Source organism: Pseudomonas sp. GL_093, assembly GCF_057837605.1.
Genome location: NZ_CM174448.1, coordinates 1,341,852 through 1,359,236 on the forward strand (window position 1 = coordinate 1,341,852; position 17,385 = coordinate 1,359,236).

A 17,385-nucleotide genomic window follows, 5' to 3' on the forward strand; every position below is an offset into this window, starting at 1 on the left:
GCATCTGGAACGATTTAGACCGCCGGAGCCGTCTCGCCCTCGACCGCCGGTTTCGGCAGCGAAGACAAGAACGCCATGATCAGCGCCGCCAGGTATGGCAATGATTGCACGAGCAACATCGTCACCCAGAAGCGCATGTCGTTACTCGGCAGGCCGTTCACCAGGAAAATCCCCAGCGCCGCGCTCCACAACAGCAGCATGATGAACATTTCTTCGCGAGCTTCCGAAATCGCCACCCAGAAGCCGTGGTTGTCGGCGTTTTTCGGGGTGCGGAAGAACGGAATGCTGCTGGTGAAGAAACCGTACAGCACCGCTTTGGCGATGGTGTGCGACAACGCCAACCCTGCCAATGCCGCGCAGAACGCATCCTTCAGGTTGACCCCGACCGCACGGCGGTACAGGAAGATGATCTTGCCAACCTTGAACACGAACAGCGCCAATGGCGGGATCGCGAAAATCAACAACGGCGGATCGACCCGCTGCGGCACGATGATCATCGCCGCCGACCACAACAGGGCGCCCACGGTGAAGAAGATGTTCATGCCATCCGCGACCCACGGCAACCAGCCCGCGAGGAAGTGGTAACGCTGGCCACGGGTCAGCTCGGTGTCCTTGCCGCGCAGCAAACTGGCGGTGTGACGCTTGATGATCTGAATCGCTCCATAAGCCCAGCGGAAACGCTGTTTCTTGAAGTCGATAAAGGTATCGGGCATCAGGCCTTTGCCGTAGCTGGTGTGGTAATACGCCGCTGACAAGCCTTTCTCGAACACGCGCAGACCCAACTCGGCGTCTTCACAGATGCACCAGTCAGCCCAGCCCAGTTCCTCGAGCACCGAGCGCCGGGTCATGGTCATGGTGCCGTGCTGGATGATCGCGTCACGGTCGTTACGGGTAACCATGCCGATGTGGAAGAAACCTTTGTATTCCGCGTAGCAGAGCTTCTTGAAGGTGCTTTCGTTCTGGTCGCGGTAATCCTGCGGCGACTGCACCACGGCGATTTTCGGATCGGCGAAGTGCGGCACCATGTGCTTGAGCCAGTTCGGGTCGACGCAGTAATCCGAGTCGATCACCGCAATCACTTCGGCATCCTTGGCGGTGTGCGGAATCAGGTAATTCAGCGCGCCACCCTTGAAGCCGGCCAACGGTGCAACGTGGAAGAACTTGAAGCGCGGGCCGAGGGTTTCGCAATAATCGCGCACCGGTTCCCAGACCGCCGGGTCCTTGGTGTTGTTGTCGATGATCAGGACTTCGAAGTCCGGATAGTCGAGGTTGGCCAAGGCGTTGAGGGTCTGTTTGACCATCTCCGGCGGCTCGTTGTAGCAAGGTACGTGAATCGAGACTTTCGGTCGGTAGTCCGAATCGCCGACCACCGGCAGGAATTCACGCCGACGCTTGTGAGTCCAGACCGCTTCGGCCAGTTCATGCGCCTCGGTCAGCAGCACGATAAACACCCCGAGTGCGCCGAGGGCAAGCAAGAAGCCCACCGTCAGGCTGAACCAGGTGCTGTATTGCTGACTGTAGTCGTAACCAATCCACACCAGCACCGAACCACAGAGGAACGCGATGAAGGTCAGGAAGGTGCGGCCACGTTGACGCAAGGCCGAGCCGTCGATCATCAGCAGGGTCAGGGACAGCAGGGCCAACACGGCCGAGCCGATCGCCAGCACGCGCCATTGCGGGATCGCGACCACCGGGCCTTCGAAGTTGAATTTCTGCTGGCGCGCGGCGTTGAACACGCCCCAGTACGCGCCCACCGAGCCTTCGTCAGTGGCCTTCCACGGCTGGTCAAACGCTTCGATCACGAAGTAGTTGAAGCCCTGGCGATTGAGCTTGTTGACCAAGGTCCGCAGATAAATCGCCTGGTCTGCCGGCGACGCATCGGCGCCACCGCGCATACGGCCGTTGCTCGGCCAGCCGACTTCCGACAGCAGCAGCGGTTTTTTCGGGAACATCTTTTTCAGGTCCCGGGCGCGGTCGAGTACGAACTGCCCGGACTGCTCCATCGGAACATGTTCCCAGTACGGCAGGACGTGGGCGGCGATCAGGTCGACGTGCTTGGCCAGGCTCGGGTTTTCTTCCCAGACGTGCCATTGCTCGGAGGTCGTCACCGGTACTTTCACTGCCGCGCGGACGCGATCAAGGATCACGCTCAGTTCGGCGGCGGTAATTTCCTTACGGAAGATCGCCTCGTTACCGACTACGACGCGAACCACGCTGCGGGAGGTATTGGCCAGGTCAATGGCGCGCAGGATTTCACGCTCGTTGCGCGCAAGATCCGGGCTGATCCAGATACCCAGCGTCACGCGCAAACCGAATTCTTCGGCGAGCTTGGGAATATCCCCCAGGCTGCCATCGACCGAGTAAGTACGGATGTTGTCCGTCAGCTTGCTCATGATCTCCAGATCGCGACGCATTTCATCGTCGGTCGGGTATTGCTCTTTTTGTGGGTACTGCCCTTGCTGGAACGGCGAGTACGAAAAGCCGGAGATCTGTTCAGGCCAGTTGGGGGCGGTGACCGGGCGATTGATCAGCGCCCAGAAGCCGGTAAACAAGGCTGCGATGGCGAGCACCACGACCAGGTTGAGTCCAAATTTACGCGATGACATAGCTTTTTCGGGTTCCAAAGGCTGTGGAACGAAGGAACGGTTTGCGGCTGGCTGCCAGGGGGCAGGGGCGCGCATCCTACACTGGAGGTTCTCTGACCGTACAGCGAACAGGGAAACGCCCGACATTGGGCACTCTGGTTTCACATAAGTTCTTTCACTTGTCGCCGGAAGGTTAAAAGTTCTCGCACTGTGGCCCTATAATGCGCGCCGGTTTTTGGGGTAATGGTCATGAGTACAGAAGATCCGCGGTTTGCAGGCATCGCCCGTTTGTATGGCATCGACGGCCTGGAGCGCCTGCGCGCGGCCCACGTGGCGATCGTCGGCGTCGGTGGCGTCGGTTCCTGGGCGGCGGAAGCCGTCGCCCGTTGTGGCGTGGGCGAGATTTCGCTGTTCGACCTGGATGACGTCTGCGTCAGCAACGCCAACCGTCAGTTGCACGCGCTGGACAGCACCGTCGGCAAACCCAAGGTTGACGTGATGGCCGAGCGCCTACGCGGGATCAACCCGGACTGTACGGTGCACGCGGTGGCGGATTTTGTCACCCGCGAGACCATGGCCGAATACATCACGCCGAACATCGACTGCGTCATTGATTGCATCGACAGCGTGAATGCCAAGGCGGCGCTGATTGCCTGGTGCAAGCGCCGCAAGATTCAGATCATCACCACCGGCGGTGCGGGTGGGCAGATTGATCCGACGTTGATTCAGGTGTGCGATTTGAACCGGACCTTCAATGATCCGTTGGCTTCGAAAGTGCGCTCGACCTTGCGCCGGGATTACAACTTCTCACGTACCGTGACCCGCCATTACAGCGTGCCGTGCGTGTTTTCCACCGAACAACTGCGCTACCCGAAACCGGATGGCAGCATTTGCTTGCAGAAGAGTTTTGTCGGTGATGGTGTGAAGCTCGACTGCGCCGGAGGATTTGGTGCGGTGATGATGGTGACGGCGACGTTTGGCATGGTCGCGGCGACCAAGGCTGTGGATAAGATTGTGGCGGGTGTGCGTCGCCCATCGGATCGGGTTAAACCTGAGGTTTAGAGGGCTGCGGATGGCCCCTTCGCGAGCAGGTCGAATCGTCGCACCGTCGCTCCCACATTGGAATGCATTCCCCTGTGGGAGCGAGCCTGCTCGCGATGGCGATTAACCAGCCAACTCATTCATCCGCTGTAACACGGCATTAAGGCCATTACTGCGCGACGGCGACAGCTGCCGGCTAAGCCCCAACTGATCAAACCAATCCGGCAAATCCACCTGCTGCAACTCAACCGCCGACAACCCGTTAACCCGCGCCAGCAGCAACGCCACCAGCCCGCGAATCAACCGCGCATCGCTGCTCGCGGCAAACTGCCAGTGACCATCCTGCAATTCACCCACCAACCACACCTGACTTTCACAGCCATGCACGCGGTTGGCATCGACTTTATCCACATCGCTCAAAGCGGGCAGTCGGTCGCCCCATTGCATCAACAGCCGCGCCCGTTGTTCCCAACCGGCAGCCTTCTGAAAAGTATCCAGCGCGGTGACGGCATCGGAGGGCAAACTCATCGCAACAACTCCAGCGCCTGATCCAGCGCTTCAAAGAACCGCTCCAGGTCTTCGGAATCGTTGTACAGCGCCAACGACACCCGGATGGCCCCAGCCAGCTCAAAATGCTTGAGCAACGGCATTGCGCAGTGATGACCGGCGCGCACCGCGATCCCCTGTTCGGTCAGCAAATGCGCCAAATCAGAGTTATGCACACCCTCGACGACAAAACTGGCCAGCGCCAGTTGCGGTTTGCCCAACAACCGAATGCCGTTGCGTGCTTCAAGGCCTTTGAGCAAATAGTCATGCAGCGCTGCTTCATGGGCGGACACGGCGTCCTGATCGAGCCCCGCCAGATAGTCCAGCGTCGCCCCCAAACCAATCACCCCGGCAATCGGCGGCGTACCCGCCTCAAAACCCAGTGGCGCCGGGCGGAACCGTGCGCTGTGGTAATCCGCATCCAGCACCATTTCACCGCCGAATTGCCAGTGGCGCAGTTGCTCAAGCGCTTCGTTGCGACCGAACAGCACGCCCAGACCGTCGGGGCCGTAGAGCTTGTGGCTGGAAAACACATAGAAGTCGCAACCCAGCGCCTGCACGTCGTGCCGGCCATGAACCACGCCTTGGGCGCCATCGACCACGGTCAGCGCGTTATGCGCCTTGGCCATCGTCAAGAGTGCGGGCAGCGGTTGCCAGGCACCGAGTACGTTGGACAGCTGACTGACCGCCAGCAAGCGGGTGCGCGGACCGATCAACTGCGCGGCAGCATCAAGGTCGATCAAACCGTCAGCGTCCAGTGGCAGGATCACCAGTTTCAGGTCGCGACGGTGGGCCAGCTGCTGCCATGGCAACAGATTGGCGTGATGCTCCAGGGCGCTGATGACAACTTCATCGCCCGGATTGAAAAGATGTTCCAGGCCATAAGCCAGGAGGTTCAGCGCAGACGTTGCACCGTGGGTAAAGATGATCTGCCCGCAATCGCCAGCATTGAGCCAGTGGGCGACTTTGCTGCGGCTGGCCTCGAACGCCTGAGTGGCGTGGGCGCCGGGCAGGTGTTGCGCCCGATGCACGTTGGCCGCACCGTTGGCGTAGTAGTGCGCCAAGGCATCCAGCAGGGCTTGAGGTTTTTGCGTGGTGGCGGCGTTGTCCAGATACGTCTGGTCTTGCCGTTGCAATGCGGCGATGGCCGGAAAATCGGCGCGCCAGGGAGAGTGAATCATCATGTTGTTCGGCCCTGGTGAACATGGGCGGGTGTACGCCAAACCTTGTGGGAGCGAGCTTGCTCGCGATGGCGGTCTCTCGGATGCCATCGCGAGCAAGCTCGCTCCCACAGGTGCCTGCGGCACTTAGTTGTGAGCGTGCAGCGCTTCGTTCAGTTCGATGGCCGATTTGTGGGTTTTGCATTCCACTGCACCGGTCTCCGAATTGCGGCGGAACAGCAGGTCAGGTTGACCGGCCAGTTCACGGGCCTTCACGACTTTGACCAGTGCGTTGTTTTCGTCCAGCAGCGCCACTTTGGTACCAGCGGTCACGTACAGGCCCGATTCAACGGTGTTGCGATCGCCCAACGGAATGCCGATACCGGCGTTGGCGCCGATCAGGCAGCCTTCGCCGACCTTGATCACGATGTTGCCGCCGCCCGACAGGGTGCCCATGGTCGAGCAACCGCCGCCCAGGTCCGAACCCTTGCCGACGAATACGCCAGCGGAAACGCGGCCTTCGATCATGCCCGGGCCTTCGGTGCCGGCGTTGAAGTTGACGAAACCTTCGTGCATCACGGTGGTGCCTTCGCCGACGTAAGCGCCCAGACGAATACGTGCCGCGTCAGCGATACGCACGCCGGCCGGAACCACGTAGTCAGTCATTTTCGGGAACTTGTCCACCGAGAACACTTCCAGCAGCTCGCCGCGCAGACGGGCTTCCAGTTGATGTTCGGCCAGTTCGGCCAGGTCGATTGCGCCCTGGCTAGTCCATGCCACGTTCGGCAGCAGCGGGAACACACCGGCCAGGTTCAGGCCGTGCGGCTTGACCAGACGATGGGACAGCAGGTGCAGCTTGAGGTAAGCCTCAGGCGTGGAAGTCAGCTGAGCGTCTTCGGCCAGAAGGGTTGCGACCAGCGGCTTGTGGCTCTCGGCCAGACGGGTGAGCAAGGCAGCCTGGGCAGCGTCGACGCTTTTCAGGGCTTCAGCCAGTTGCGACGCCTGAGCGGTAGTGAACGCGATGGCCTGATTGCCTTCGGTGTAGCCCAGAACAGGTGCGATGGCAGCGACCAGTTCGGCCGACGGGTTGAGCAGTGGCTGCGCGTAAAACACTTCCAGCCATGCACCTTGACGGTTTTGAGTGCCGACACCAAAGGCCAGGCTGAACAGGGTAGTGGACATGTTGATACCTCTAAAAAATGGAACGGGCTGCCTTACTTGAGCGCTGCCGCGTAGATATCTGGCTTGAAGCCAATCAGGGTTCGGTCACCGAGATCAAGCACCGGGCGCTTGATCATCGAGGGTTGTGCGAGCATCAGTTCGATGGCTTTCGGCTGGTCGAGATCGGCTTTGCGTTCGTCGTCGAGCTTGCGAAAGGTCGTGCCTGCACGGTTCAACACCACTTGCCAGCCGTGCTCGTCGCACCATTGGGTCAGGTGTTCACGGTCGATTCCGACCGCTTTGTAATCATGAAAGTCATAGCCGACAGCGTGTTCATCGAGCCAGGTGCGCGCCTTTTTCATGGTGTCGCAGGCTTTGATGCCGAAAAGGTGCAACGTTTTACTTGAAACGGTCAAGGAATTGCCCCCTTTGCAGGTGCTGGAAATAAAAGGTGACGGATTATGCCATGACCGGACGGTTTCGCGTCGGTCGTGGTCGGGTTTGTCCGTTTGTCGTGGCGATCAGCGATTGCATGCGACATAGGTGTAACGGCCTGCCTGCAGTCTAAGCGGCTAATATGGCACTTCAATGCTGTCGATTGTCTTGGAAAACGCGCTTGATGCAAACCGCCTGCTAACGTTTGGGGTAAAGCAACTTCATCAGTTTTTTATCTTTTTTACTGATCTTTCGGTTAATAGGGATTTCCCAATCGCCCAGTGTCAGCGTGTTAGCCACCGGGTGGTGCATGATGGATTTTCTGTCGTATGGCGTGTAAATCGCTTCGATCGTATCGAAGGAAGCAATGAGGTTTCTGTCGACTTGCTCTTTGGTCAGCGGATTCATTTCTCGATTCTGGTAGAACGCATACACCTTCGGTTTGTCCCAGGGAATATTGGCCTCAGGGTGTTGGTGTTCATGCATGGCGCCTAAGGCATGTCCAAACTCATGAGTCACGATCACGTCGAAATCTTCATGTTCAGGTTTGACACCCAGATCCATGGTAGGCCAGTCCGGATGAATCAACAGCGCATCGGTGCCCAACATTGAGCTGTTGACGTTGTTTTTAGTTGCGATTCTGATGTCACCCTCGAGCCCATCAACGAAGTCGAAGCGCAGATTGATATAGGGCAGCCACTGGCTGGCCGCATTGATGATTTTCTGTTTGTGTTCATTGTCGGGGCCGTCGATAAACGCGATTTTGAGTGTGCGTCCGTTTGCCCACAGTTTTGAGTAATTGATCAGAGAGCGCTTGCGACGAGTGCCGCCGCCGGTGCCGGCATTCTCAGGGTTCTCGTTGATGGCGGCTTCGTAGGATTGTTGATCGTCGGGCCATTGGATAAGGGTGCAGTCTTCGATACTGTTCATTGGCTACTTCTTCCTTGAAGTGAGGTTGTGTGAATACACACGCTAATGTGCTGCATGAGAGTAATGGGGGCTCTGCAGTTTGGTGAACCTTAATTTCGTCTTAAGTGTTACCGGTTATAAAAGTGGCAAACTTGATCTCAACAAGGCTAATCCGGGGGGGATGAAGTAGCCCTGTCTTCTTTATTGCGGGGATAAACCTTTCGCATCAGTCGCCGATCTTTTTGGCTGATAGTGCTGTTGTTCTCTACCGACCAGTCGCCGGTGGTGAACTCGTTCGGAATCTTATAATGCATGATTGAAAGTTTGTCATAAGGAGTTGTTCGTGTGTTGATCGCGTCCAGTGTTCTAAAGAAGTTATGATCGACTTGCTCTTTCGACCAGTTGAAGTTGTGCAGGTAGAAGTCATAGACCTTGGGTTTGTCCCATGGGATATCGGCGTGCGGGTGTTGGTGTTCATGCTCCATTCCGAGTGCATGTCCGAACTCGTGCATGACCGTTGCCTCGAATTGTGGGTGCATCAGGTCGGTGCCAACATTCATGGTGTTCTGATGAGGCTGGCGCAGTGTCGCATCAGTGCCAATGGCCGAGTAATTGGCAGGCGCCTCCATCGTGATCCGGATATCTCCCGTGGCATCGTCCACAAATTCAAGTGTCAGGTTGATTGAGTGTTGCCATTGTTTTATGGCGTTGATAACTGCGTTGCGGTGTGCGGGGGAGGGCGGGTTTATAAATGCAATTTTCAGAGTTCTGTGGCTGGCCCAGAATTTTGAGTGCGTGGCGACTCCACGTTTCTGGCGTCCACCGGTTGAAGAATTCTGGAGGTTGTCAGGGTTTTCTCGTAGAGCAGCCTCGTAAGAGGCGCGTGGATCAAAGATTCCAATAACTTGGCAGGGTGCTAGAGGATGCATTGGTATGCCCTTATCAAATTTAACTTTCGAATGGGTTCGAATGTTGGCGCATTTGATTAGGATTGAATCAGTGATAAGTGGGTGGGGGAGGTTTTAATGTTTAAGTGCTTGTTGCTTTATTGTGAGTGAGGCCTGTACTGCGTTGCGCAGTACAGGCTCAGGTTGTTACTTGCGATTAGTTATGAAATTGCGAATCCGCTCAGCGGCTTCGACACATTCCGCCAGTGGTGCAACCAGCGCCATGCGCACTCGGCCTGCGCCGGGATTTGAGCCGTTCACTTCGCGAGACAGATAAGACCCGGGAACGACCGTCACATGTTCTTCAACGAACAGATCACGGCAGAACGCCTCGTCGTCGCCTTCAACATTCGGCCACAAATAGAAACCGCCGTCCGGACGTTGCACATCCATCACTGGGCCAAGAATTTCCAGCACTGCATCGTATTTCTCGCGATACAGCGCACGGTTGGCGCGTACGTGCACTTCGTCATTCCACGCGGCAACACTGGCCAGCTGGGTTTGAACCGGCATCGCGCAGCCGTGGTAGGTGCGATACAGCAGGAAGCCCTTGAGGATGTCGGCGTCACCGGCCACGAAACCCGAGCGCAGGCCCGGCAGGTTGGAACGCTTGGACAGGCTATGGAACACCACGCAACGCTTGAAGTCCTTGCGGCCCAGTTCCACGCAGGCGCTGAGCAGGCCGGCCGGTGGGGTTTGTTCGTCGAAGTACAGTTCGCTGTAGCACTCGTCCGCGGCGATCACGAAGTCGTATTCGTCGGCCAGGGTGATCAGCTTCTTCAGGGTTTCGACCGGGATCAAGGCGCCCGTCGGGTTGCCTGGTGAGCACAGGAAAAGGATCTGGCAGCGTTTCCAGATGTCTGGGGAAACGGCGTCGAAATCCGGGTTGAAGCCGTTTTCGTCCAGGCACGGCAGGTAATGCGGCTTGGCACCGGCGAGGAACGCCGCGCCTTCGTAGATTTGATAGAACGGGTTCGGGCTGACCACCAGTGCATCGTCGCCTCGGTTGACCACGGTCTGGGTGAACGCGAACAAGGCTTCACGGGTGCCGTTGACCGGCAGCACATTGCGCGCCGGGTCGAGCCAGCCGTTCGGAACGCTGAAACGACGTTCGCACCACGCGGCGATGGCTTCACGCAGGGCCGGAATTCCGAGGGTGGTCGGGTACACGGCCATCTTATCCAGATTGCTTGCCAGGGCTTCGGCGACAAAGCTTGGCGAACGGTGTTTCGGCTCGCCAATGGACAGCGCAATGGCACGCTTGTCCGGGTTTGGCGTGACGCTGCCGAGCAGGGCGCGGAGCTTCTCGAACGGGTAGGGCTGCAACTGGTTCAGAGCGTTGTTCATCGGTACGGGGTCTCGTTCAAAGCGGCTGAATCCTGACGCGCAATCAGATGCTGATGCGCGACAGTTTGATATCGGGTTCGTTACTGACGGTCAGTTGTTCGACGATTGCATCCTGCAAGCGGCTGCACAGCAATGGGTCGGACAACGGCTGGTTGTTCGCATCGGTGATGAAGAACACGTCTTCCACGCGCTCGCCGAGGGTCGCGATCTTGGCGTTCTGCAGCGACAGATCGAACTCGAGGAAGATCGTGCCGATGCGTGCCAGCAGGCCTGGGCGGTCCGGGGCGCTGAGTTCCAGCACGGTCACCGGACGCTGGGCGTCGTTGTGGATCGTCACCTGTGGCGCAAACGCGAAATGCTTGAGCTGGCGCGGTACCCGACGCTGAATGATGGTCGGGTAGTCGTCCGGGTTGCGCAGGGCCTCGGTCAGGCCTTCGCGAATCTGTTTGACCCGCGCCGGGTTATCGCCGATCGAATCGCCGTCGGTGTCGAGCACGATGTAGGTGTCGAGGGTGAACTGGCTGCTGGAGGTGATGACCCGGGCGTCGTGAATGTTCAGGTTGAGCTGGTCCATTGCAGCCACGGTCACGGCGAAGAAGTCGTGTTGATCCGGCGCATAGATAAAGATCTGCGTGCCGCCTTCGAACTCGCGCTGGGTGGTTTCCTTGATCAGCACCAGTGGCCCGCCGTCGGCCGGCTGCTGGAGGATCGCGTCACTGTGCCAGGCCACGTCGCCGGCGGTGTGGCGCAGGAAGTAGTCATCGCCCAATTGCGCCCACAGCTGCTCGACGTCGTCCGGATCGGTGCCGCCGCGTACCAGAATGTCCAGTGCTGCGCTCTGGGTCTGGCGGATCTGTTCTTCGCGATCGACCGGGTTTTCCAGGCCGCGGCGTAAGGCACGCTTGGTCTCTGTATAGAGCTGGCGCAACAGACTGGCACGCCAGGAATTCCACAGCGTCGGATTGGTGGCGTTGATGTCGGCGACGGTCAGCACGTACAGATAGTCGAGGTGAGTTTCGTCGCCAACGATCTGCGCGAAATCGTGGATGACTTGCGGGTCGGACAAGTCCTTGCGCTGGGCGGTGGTCGACATCACCAAATGGTTCTGCACCAGCCAGACGATCAGACGATTGTCCCACACCGGCAACTGGTGGCGCTGGCAAAAGGCTTCGGCATCCACGGCGCCGATTTCCGAGTGATCGCCATGCCGGCCCTTGCCGATGTCGTGGTACAGGCCGGCCAGGTAGATCAGCTCGGGTTTGGGCAATTTGCCCATGAGCTTGCTGGCCAGCGGGAATTTTTCCGACACCTGGGTGTACTGCAACTTACGCAGATGTTTGATCAGGTTCAGGGTGTGAGCGTCGACCGTATAGATGTGAAACAGGTCGTGCTGCATCTGCCCGACGATGAAGCCGAACTCCGGCAAGTAGCGCCCGAGAATGCCGTAGCGGTTCATCCGTCGCAGATTGCGATGGATGCCGATCTTGCACTTGAACAGTTCGATAAACAGGCTGGTATTGCGGATGTCGTTGCGGAAGTCGTCGTCGATCAGGTGACGGTGTTCTCGCAGCAGACGAATGGTATCGGCGCGCACGCCTTTGATTTCCGGCTGCTGGGCCATCAGTACGAAGATTTCCAGCATGGCGAACGGTGTGCGGCGGAACACGTTGTCGTTGCGCGCCTCGATGTAACCGTCGTGCAGCTGGAATCGCGAGTTGATCGGCTGCGGCGGCGCTTGGTCTTCCGGCGCGAGGATGACTTCCTCGAAGTGCTGGATGATCAGGTCGCTGAGCTGGGCAATGCTCATGACCACGCGGTAATACTGCTGCATGAAGTTTTCGATGGCTTGCTTGGCATCATCGCCTTTGAAGCCCAGCAGCCCGGCAATGGTGCGCTGGTGATCAAACAGCAAGCGGTCTTCGGAGCGGCCGGCGAGCATGTGCAGGGCGTAACGAACCTTCCACAGGAATTCCTGGGAGGAGGCCAGCAGGGCGTTTTCGCTCTCGACCAGGAAGCCTTCGCCGGCCAGGGCCCGCAGGTTCAGGGTGCCGTACTCGCGACGGGCCACCCACAGAATCGTCTGAATATCCCGTAGGCCGCCGGGCGAGCCTTTGACGTTGGGTTCCAGGTTGTATTCGGTGTCGTTGTATTTGTGGTGACGGGCCTTCTGCTCGGCGCGTTTGGCCAGGAAGAAGTCCTTGCTCGGCCACATGTGCGCGGTGCTGGTGACGTCCAGCATGCGCTGGCGCAAGCGCTCGGGGCCGCAGATGGTGCGGCTTTCCATCAGGTTGGTGACGACCGTCAGGTCGGCGCGGGCCTCCTGGACGCATTCGTCCACTGAGCGAACGCTCTGGCCCACTTCGAGGCCGATATCCCACAACAGCGTCAGAAAACGCTCGATGGAATCTCGGAAAACTTCGTGATCGGCGCTGTCCAGCAGGATCAGCAAATCGATGTCGGAATAAGGGTGCAACTCACCGCGACCGTAGCCGCCGACCGCGACCAGCGCGATGTCGGCGTCTTCGCTCCAGTTGAACTGCTCCCAGGCCTTTTGCAGGATGTTATCGACGAACCAGGCGCGATCCTCGATCAACCGGCGAATGTCGCGGCCGCTGCGAAAGCGCTCGTCGAGCACCTCGCGGGCCTGGCGAATCGCCTTCTTGAAGGCCGCGATCGGGCTTGCCTTCAGGGCCAGTTCAGCCTGGAACTGGCCACGGTCGAAGAGTTCGGGATCCACCTGCGGCATCGATTGGCTTTCCTGTCTATGAGGCTGAGGAGCTGCGCGCCCGGATCAGGCCGAAACGCGCGGGATGGTGTCGTCGGCGCGCAGGGTGAAGATCTCGTAACCGGTTTCGGTTACCAGCAGGGTGTGTTCCCACTGTGCCGACAGCTTGCGGTCCTTGGTAATCGCGGTCCAGCCATCGCCCAACACCTTGGTATCGGCCTTGCCCTGGTTGATCATCGGCTCGATGGTGAAGGTCATGCCGGCCTTCAGTTCCATGCCGGTGCCGGCGCGGCCGTAGTGCAGGATCTGCGGCTCTTCGTGGAACACTTTGCCGATGCCGTGACCGCAGAATTCGCGAACCACCGAGAAACCGTTTTTCTCTGCGTGTTTCTGGATGATTTCACCGATGTCGCCCAGGCGGCAGCCGGGTTTGACAATTTCGATGGCCTTGTACATGCATTCCTGGGTCACTTGCGACAGGCGCTCGGCCCAGACCGGCACGGTGCCGACGTGGAACATGCGGCTGGTGTCGCCGTGGTAGCCGTCCTTGATGACGGTGACGTCGATGTTCAGCGTATCGCCATCCTTCAAGGCCTTCTCGTTCGGAATGCCGTGGCAGACCACGTGGTTGATCGAGGTGCAGATCGACTTCGGGAAACCCTTGTAGTTGAGCGGGGCAGGGATGGCTTTCTGCTCGTTGACGATGTAGTCGTGGCAGATGCGGTCCAGTTCTTCTGTGGTAATGCCCGGCTTGACATGTTCGGCAATCATTTCCAGCACATCGGCGGCCAGTTTGCCGGCGATGCGCATTTTTGCGATGTCCTCTGGGGTTTTGAGGGTGACGGTCATACAGGCTCTCTCTGCGCTCGATGGCGCCTTCTAAAACGGAATGGGCGTTGCGCGGTCGATCTTCGCGGCCCTGAAAAACGCGATTCTAACAGACGAGCAGCGCAAATCTGAGCCTCTGTGCATCGCTTCTCCTTATAGAATGGCGCATTCTTGGAGGATTCCAAGGGACGGAACCAAGGCGCGCACCAGGATTTAACAATCCGGGTTCCGTTTTTTTCAGCCTTGTGATATAAAATGCGCCGCTTTCCGGGGATCCCCTGAGAAGCCTAAATCCACACACGTGTCGACACGATGACCTGGGTGCCTTCAGCTGATGCTGCTGGTTGGTCATTGGGATACGTGGAGGCCAAACCCGACTTATTAAGGAACTATCATGTCCCAAGTCAACATGCGCGATATGCTGAAGGCCGGTGTGCACTTCGGTCACCAGACCCGTTACTGGAACCCGAAAATGGGTAAGTACATTTTCGGCGCGCGTAACAAGATTCACATTATCAACCTTGAAAAAACCCTGCCAATGTTCAACGAAGCTCTGACTTTCGTAGAGCGTCTGGCCCAGGGCAAAAACAAGATCCTGTTCGTCGGCACCAAGCGTTCCGCTGGCAAGATCGTTGCTGAAGAAGCAGCACGTTGCGGTTCGCCGTACGTCGATCACCGCTGGTTGGGCGGCATGCTGACCAACTTCAAAACCATCCGTGCTTCCATCAAGCGTCTGCGTGACCTTGAAGTGCAAGCCGAAGACGGTACTTTCGCCAAGCTGACCAAGAAAGAAGCGCTGATGCGCACTCGCGATCTTGAGAAGCTCGATCGTTCCCTGGGTGGTATCAAGGACATGGGCGGTCTGCCAGACGCTCTGTTCGTTATCGACGTTGATCACGAGCGCATCGCGATCACCGAAGCCAACAAGCTGGGCATCCCGGTTATCGGCGTAGTCGATACCAACAGCAGCCCGGAAGGCGTTGACTACATCATCCCAGGCAACGATGACGCAATCCGCGCTATCCAGCTGTACATGGGTTCGATGGCTGACGCAGTTATCCGCGGTCGCAACCACGTTGCTGGCGGCACCGAGCAGTTCGTTGAAGAAGCTCCGGTAGCAGCAGCTGAGTAATTGACGCCTAGGCGTTGACTCAGTAAGCAAAAAGGGGGCTTGGCCCCCTTTTTGCCACCTCGAAAACCGTTTGTCGGCGGCGCAGTTACAGCCTCTGTAACCTGCAGCAGCCAGCAAGGGTGGTTCGGGAAGAATTGATCGCCCGTTCGATCGGGTGGAATGGTTGAAAACCTATCCAAGAGGAATTTTGAAATGGCAGAGATTACTGCAGCGTTGGTCAAAGAACTGCGCGAGCGTACTGGCGAAGGCATGATGGACTGCAAAAAGGCCTTGACCAAGGCTGGCGGCGACATCGAAAAAGCCATTGATGACATGCGTGCTTCGGGCGCCATCAAGGCTGCCAAGAAAGCAGGCAACGTGGCTGCTGAAGGCGCAATCGCTCTGAAGGAAGACGGTAAATCCGCCGTTCTGCTGGAAGTGAACTCGCAGACCGACTTCCTGGCTTTGCAGGATGACTTCAAGGCATTTGTCGCTTCCAGCGTTGAAAAAGCGTTCGCTGACAAACTGACTGACGTCGCTCCTCTGATCGCAGCTCAAGAAGCCGATCGCCTGGTTCTGGTCGGCAAGGTTGGCGAAAACGTCAACATCCGTCGCCTGGCTCGCGTTGAAGGTGACGTTGTTGGTGGTTACCTGCACGGCAACAAGATCGGTGTTGTGGTTGCCCTTAAAGGCGGCAGCGTTGAGCTGGCCAAGGACATCGCCATGCACGTAGCGGCGACCAACCCTGAATTCCTGCTGCCATCGGAAGTTTCCGCTGAAGCGGTCGAGCGTGAGAAGGGCGTGTTCCTGACCCTCAACGCTGACAAGATCGCCGGCAAGCCAGAAAACATTGTTGAAAATATGGTCAAAGGCCGTATCAGCAAGTTCCTGGCTGAAGCGAGCCTGGTTGAGCAGGCGTTCGTCAAGAACCCTGAAATCAAGGTTGGCGAACTGGCCAAGAAAGCCGGTGCTGAAATCGTTTCCTTCACCTACTTCAAAGTAGGCGATGGCATCGAGAAGCCGGTCGACAACTTCGCTGAAGAAGTTGCTGCCCAGCTGGCTGCCGCCAAGCAATAAGACAGTTTTTTAACTGTCGCCCTGAAGAGGCTGCCCGCTCACGCGCGCAGCCTCTTTTCAGATGGGGCACCAATTTTTAATTGGTTTCCTTTTGGAACTGGCTTACAAAGCCATGTTCCGATGGCGCTGAAGCAGCGCCAAGTTAGAGTGAACGCCAGCTGTAAACAGCTCGCAAAGAATTTTTAAAATACGCCGCAGGAGAGATTCGCAATGGCTCAGCAGGGCAGTGGTTATCAGGCTCGCTATAAACGCATTCTACTCAAGCTTAGCGGCGAGGCCCTGATGGGCTCGGAAGAGTTCGGGATCGATCCGAAAGTTCTGGATCGCATGGCGCTGGAAGTCGGCCAACTGGTCGGCATCGGTGTTCAGGTCGGTCTGGTGATCGGCGGCGGCAACCTGTTCCGCGGTGCAGCGCTGAGCGCGGCCGGCATGGATCGGGTCACCGGCGACCACATGGGCATGCTGGCCACTGTGATGAACGCCCTGGCCATGCGCGATGCGCTGGAACGTGCCAATATCTCGGCCATCGTGATGTCGGCCATTTCCATGGTTGGCGTAACCGATCACTATGATCGCCGCAAAGCCATGCGCCACTTGAACGCCAAGGAAGTCGTGATTTTCGCGGCCGGTACCGGCAATCCGTTCTTCACCACGGATTCGGCAGCGTGCTTGCGTGCAATCGAGATCGATGCCGATGTCGTGCTCAAGGCGACCAAGGTCGATGGCGTCTACACCGCTGACCCATTCAAAGACCCGCATGCCGAGAAGTTCGATCATCTGACTTACGATGAAGTGCTGGATCGCAAGCTGGGTGTGATGGATCTGACCGCCATTTGCCTGTGCCGCGACCACAAGATGCCGTTGCGCGTATTTAACATGAACAAGCCCGGCGCCCTGCTGAACATCGTACATGGCGGCGCTGAAGGGACCCTGATCGAGGAAGGCCAACAATGATCAACGAAATCAAGAAAGACGCTAAAGAGCGTATGCAGAAATCCGTCGAGTCGCTGATGCACAACTTCGGCCGTATTCGTACGGGCCAGGCGCACCCAAGCATTCTGGAAGGCGTGATGGTGCCGTATTACGGTTCCGACACTCCGATCAAGCAGGTAGCGAACATCACCGTCAAAGACGCCCGTACCCTGCAAGTGGTTGCCTTTGAGCGCAACATGCTGGGTGCCGTCGACAAAGCCATCGGTAGCGCGGGTCTGAACCTCAACCCGACCAACCTGGGTGAATTGCTGCTGATCTCCATGCCGGCCCTGACCGAAGAAACCCGCAAGGGCTTCACCAAGCAGGCTCGCGATGTCGCTGAAGATGCCCGTGTTGCGGTGCGCAACATCCGTCGTGATGCGAACAGCCAGCTCAAGGATCTGGTCAAGGAAAAAGAAATCAGCGAAGACGAAGAGCGCCGCGCCACTGGTGAGATCGATGATCTGACCAAAAAGTACGTGGCTGAAATCGACGCGAATCTGGCGCAGAAAGAAAAAGACCTGATGGCCGTATAAGGGTC

General features: G+C 58.0%; 15 protein-coding genes. 5 read left to right on the plus strand and 10 right to left on the minus strand.

Annotation, left to right across the window (positions count from 1 at the left end):
• Positions 1-14: 14 nt before the first annotated feature.
• Positions 15-2,606: a glycosyltransferase gene (locus AC3IUE_RS05930; RefSeq protein ID WP_489266145.1), complete on the minus strand. Its 2,592-nt coding sequence runs from the start codon at positions 2,604-2,606 to the stop codon at positions 15-17.
• 222 nt (positions 2,607-2,828) lie between these two features.
• Between AC3IUE_RS05930 and tcdA the strand changes: the two genes are divergently transcribed.
• Entirely contained in the window at positions 2,829-3,647 is an 819-nt protein-coding gene (gene tcdA, locus AC3IUE_RS05935) for a tRNA cyclic N6-threonylcarbamoyladenosine(37) synthase TcdA (RefSeq protein WP_056739143.1), read from the plus strand.
• A 102-nt stretch (positions 3,648-3,749) separates the two neighbouring features.
• Here the strand turns inward: tcdA and AC3IUE_RS05940 are convergent, their stop codons facing one another.
• From AC3IUE_RS05940 to map, 9 genes are all read right to left on the minus strand, one after another.
• Complete coding sequence (locus AC3IUE_RS05940) at positions 3,750-4,154, minus strand: SufE family protein (RefSeq protein ID WP_489266146.1); 405 nt, start codon at positions 4,152-4,154, stop codon at positions 3,750-3,752.
• Positions 4,151-5,356 (minus strand): aminotransferase class V-fold PLP-dependent enzyme, encoded by a 1,206-nt coding sequence (locus tag AC3IUE_RS05945; RefSeq protein WP_489266148.1) that lies wholly within the window; start codon positions 5,354-5,356, stop codon positions 4,151-4,153. The genes AC3IUE_RS05940 and AC3IUE_RS05945 overlap by 4 nt, the downstream gene beginning before the upstream one ends.
• 123 nt (positions 5,357-5,479) lie before the next feature.
• Entirely contained in the window at positions 5,480-6,514 is a 1,035-nt protein-coding gene (gene dapD, locus AC3IUE_RS05950) for a 2,3,4,5-tetrahydropyridine-2,6-dicarboxylate N-succinyltransferase (protein WP_461997162.1), read from the minus strand.
• Positions 6,515-6,546: 32 nt separating this feature from the next.
• Positions 6,547-6,909 carry an ArsC family reductase gene (locus AC3IUE_RS05955; protein ID WP_046046309.1) on the minus strand — a complete coding sequence of 121 codons (363 nt, stop codon included), beginning with the start codon at positions 6,907-6,909 and terminating at the stop codon, positions 6,547-6,549.
• 217 nt (positions 6,910-7,126) lie between these two features.
• A complete protein-coding gene (locus tag AC3IUE_RS05960; RefSeq protein WP_489266151.1) occupies positions 7,127-7,858 on the minus strand; it encodes a M12 family metallopeptidase in 732 nt (243 codons plus the stop codon).
• Positions 7,859-8,004: 146 nt separating this feature from the next.
• Positions 8,005-8,766: a M12 family metallopeptidase gene (locus tag AC3IUE_RS05965; RefSeq protein WP_489266153.1), complete on the minus strand. Its 762-nt coding sequence runs from the start codon at positions 8,764-8,766 to the stop codon at positions 8,005-8,007.
• A 165-nt stretch (positions 8,767-8,931) separates the two neighbouring features.
• Positions 8,932-10,131: a succinyldiaminopimelate transaminase gene (gene dapC / locus AC3IUE_RS05970; RefSeq protein ID WP_489266155.1), complete on the minus strand. Its 1,200-nt coding sequence runs from the start codon at positions 10,129-10,131 to the stop codon at positions 8,932-8,934.
• A gap of 43 nt (positions 10,132-10,174) precedes the next feature.
• The gene (locus AC3IUE_RS05975; RefSeq protein WP_489266157.1) at positions 10,175-12,877 is read right to left on the minus strand and encodes a [protein-PII] uridylyltransferase; all 2,703 of its coding nucleotides are present in this window, start codon (positions 12,875-12,877) and stop codon (positions 10,175-10,177) included.
• 45 nt (positions 12,878-12,922) lie between these two features.
• Entirely contained in the window at positions 12,923-13,705 is a 783-nt protein-coding gene (map, locus tag AC3IUE_RS05980; protein ID WP_046046303.1) for a type I methionyl aminopeptidase, read from the minus strand.
• 373 nt (positions 13,706-14,078) lie between these two features.
• Here map and rpsB point away from each other — a divergent pair, with 373 nt between their 5' ends.
• From rpsB to frr, 4 genes are all read left to right on the plus strand, one after another.
• Entirely contained in the window at positions 14,079-14,816 is a 738-nt protein-coding gene (gene rpsB, locus AC3IUE_RS05985) for a 30S ribosomal protein S2 (RefSeq protein WP_003219330.1), read from the plus strand.
• A gap of 192 nt (positions 14,817-15,008) precedes the next feature.
• Positions 15,009-15,872: a translation elongation factor Ts gene (tsf, locus tag AC3IUE_RS05990; RefSeq protein WP_033056302.1), complete on the plus strand. Its 864-nt coding sequence runs from the start codon at positions 15,009-15,011 to the stop codon at positions 15,870-15,872.
• Positions 15,873-16,082: 210 nt separating this feature from the next.
• A complete protein-coding gene (gene pyrH, locus AC3IUE_RS05995) occupies positions 16,083-16,826 on the plus strand; it encodes a UMP kinase (RefSeq protein WP_003172271.1) in 744 nt (247 codons plus the stop codon).
• Positions 16,823-17,380 (plus strand): ribosome recycling factor, encoded by a 558-nt coding sequence (gene frr, locus AC3IUE_RS06000; protein WP_008028968.1) that lies wholly within the window; start codon positions 16,823-16,825, stop codon positions 17,378-17,380. Before pyrH ends, frr begins: the two co-directional genes overlap by 4 nt.
• The last annotated feature ends 5 nt before the right edge of the window (positions 17,381-17,385 follow it).

Excerpts from the sequence above, each read along its gene's own strand:
- AC3IUE_RS05945 (WP_489266148.1), bottom strand. The coding sequence starts at position 5,356 with ATGATGATTCACTCTCCCTGGCGCGCCGATTTTCCGGCCATCGCCGCA.
- AC3IUE_RS05965 (WP_489266153.1), bottom strand. The coding sequence starts at position 8,766 with ATGCATCCTCTAGCACCCTGCCAAGTTATTGGAATCTTTGATCCACGC.
- AC3IUE_RS05930 (WP_489266145.1), bottom strand. The coding sequence starts at position 2,606 with ATGTCATCGCGTAAATTTGGACTCAACCTGGTCGTGGTGCTCGCCATC.
- pyrH (WP_003172271.1), top strand. The coding sequence starts at position 16,083 with ATGGCTCAGCAGGGCAGTGGTTATCAGGCTCGCTATAAACGCATTCTA.
- dapC (WP_489266155.1), bottom strand. The coding sequence starts at position 10,131 with ATGAACAACGCTCTGAACCAGTTGCAGCCCTACCCGTTCGAGAAGCTC.
- rpsB (WP_003219330.1), top strand. The coding sequence starts at position 14,079 with ATGTCCCAAGTCAACATGCGCGATATGCTGAAGGCCGGTGTGCACTTC.
- AC3IUE_RS05960 (WP_489266151.1), bottom strand. The coding sequence starts at position 7,858 with ATGAACAGTATCGAAGACTGCACCCTTATCCAATGGCCCGACGATCAA.
- tcdA (WP_056739143.1), top strand. The coding sequence starts at position 2,829 with ATGGTCATGAGTACAGAAGATCCGCGGTTTGCAGGCATCGCCCGTTTG.
- map (WP_046046303.1), bottom strand. The coding sequence starts at position 13,705 with ATGACCGTCACCCTCAAAACCCCAGAGGACATCGCAAAAATGCGCATC.
- dapD (WP_461997162.1), bottom strand. The coding sequence starts at position 6,514 with ATGTCCACTACCCTGTTCAGCCTGGCCTTTGGTGTCGGCACTCAAAAC.
- tsf (WP_033056302.1), top strand. The coding sequence starts at position 15,009 with ATGGCAGAGATTACTGCAGCGTTGGTCAAAGAACTGCGCGAGCGTACT.
- AC3IUE_RS05940 (WP_489266146.1), bottom strand. The coding sequence starts at position 4,154 with ATGAGTTTGCCCTCCGATGCCGTCACCGCGCTGGATACTTTTCAGAAG.
- frr (WP_008028968.1), top strand. The coding sequence starts at position 16,823 with ATGATCAACGAAATCAAGAAAGACGCTAAAGAGCGTATGCAGAAATCC.
- AC3IUE_RS05975 (WP_489266157.1), bottom strand. The coding sequence starts at position 12,877 with ATGCCGCAGGTGGATCCCGAACTCTTCGACCGTGGCCAGTTCCAGGCT.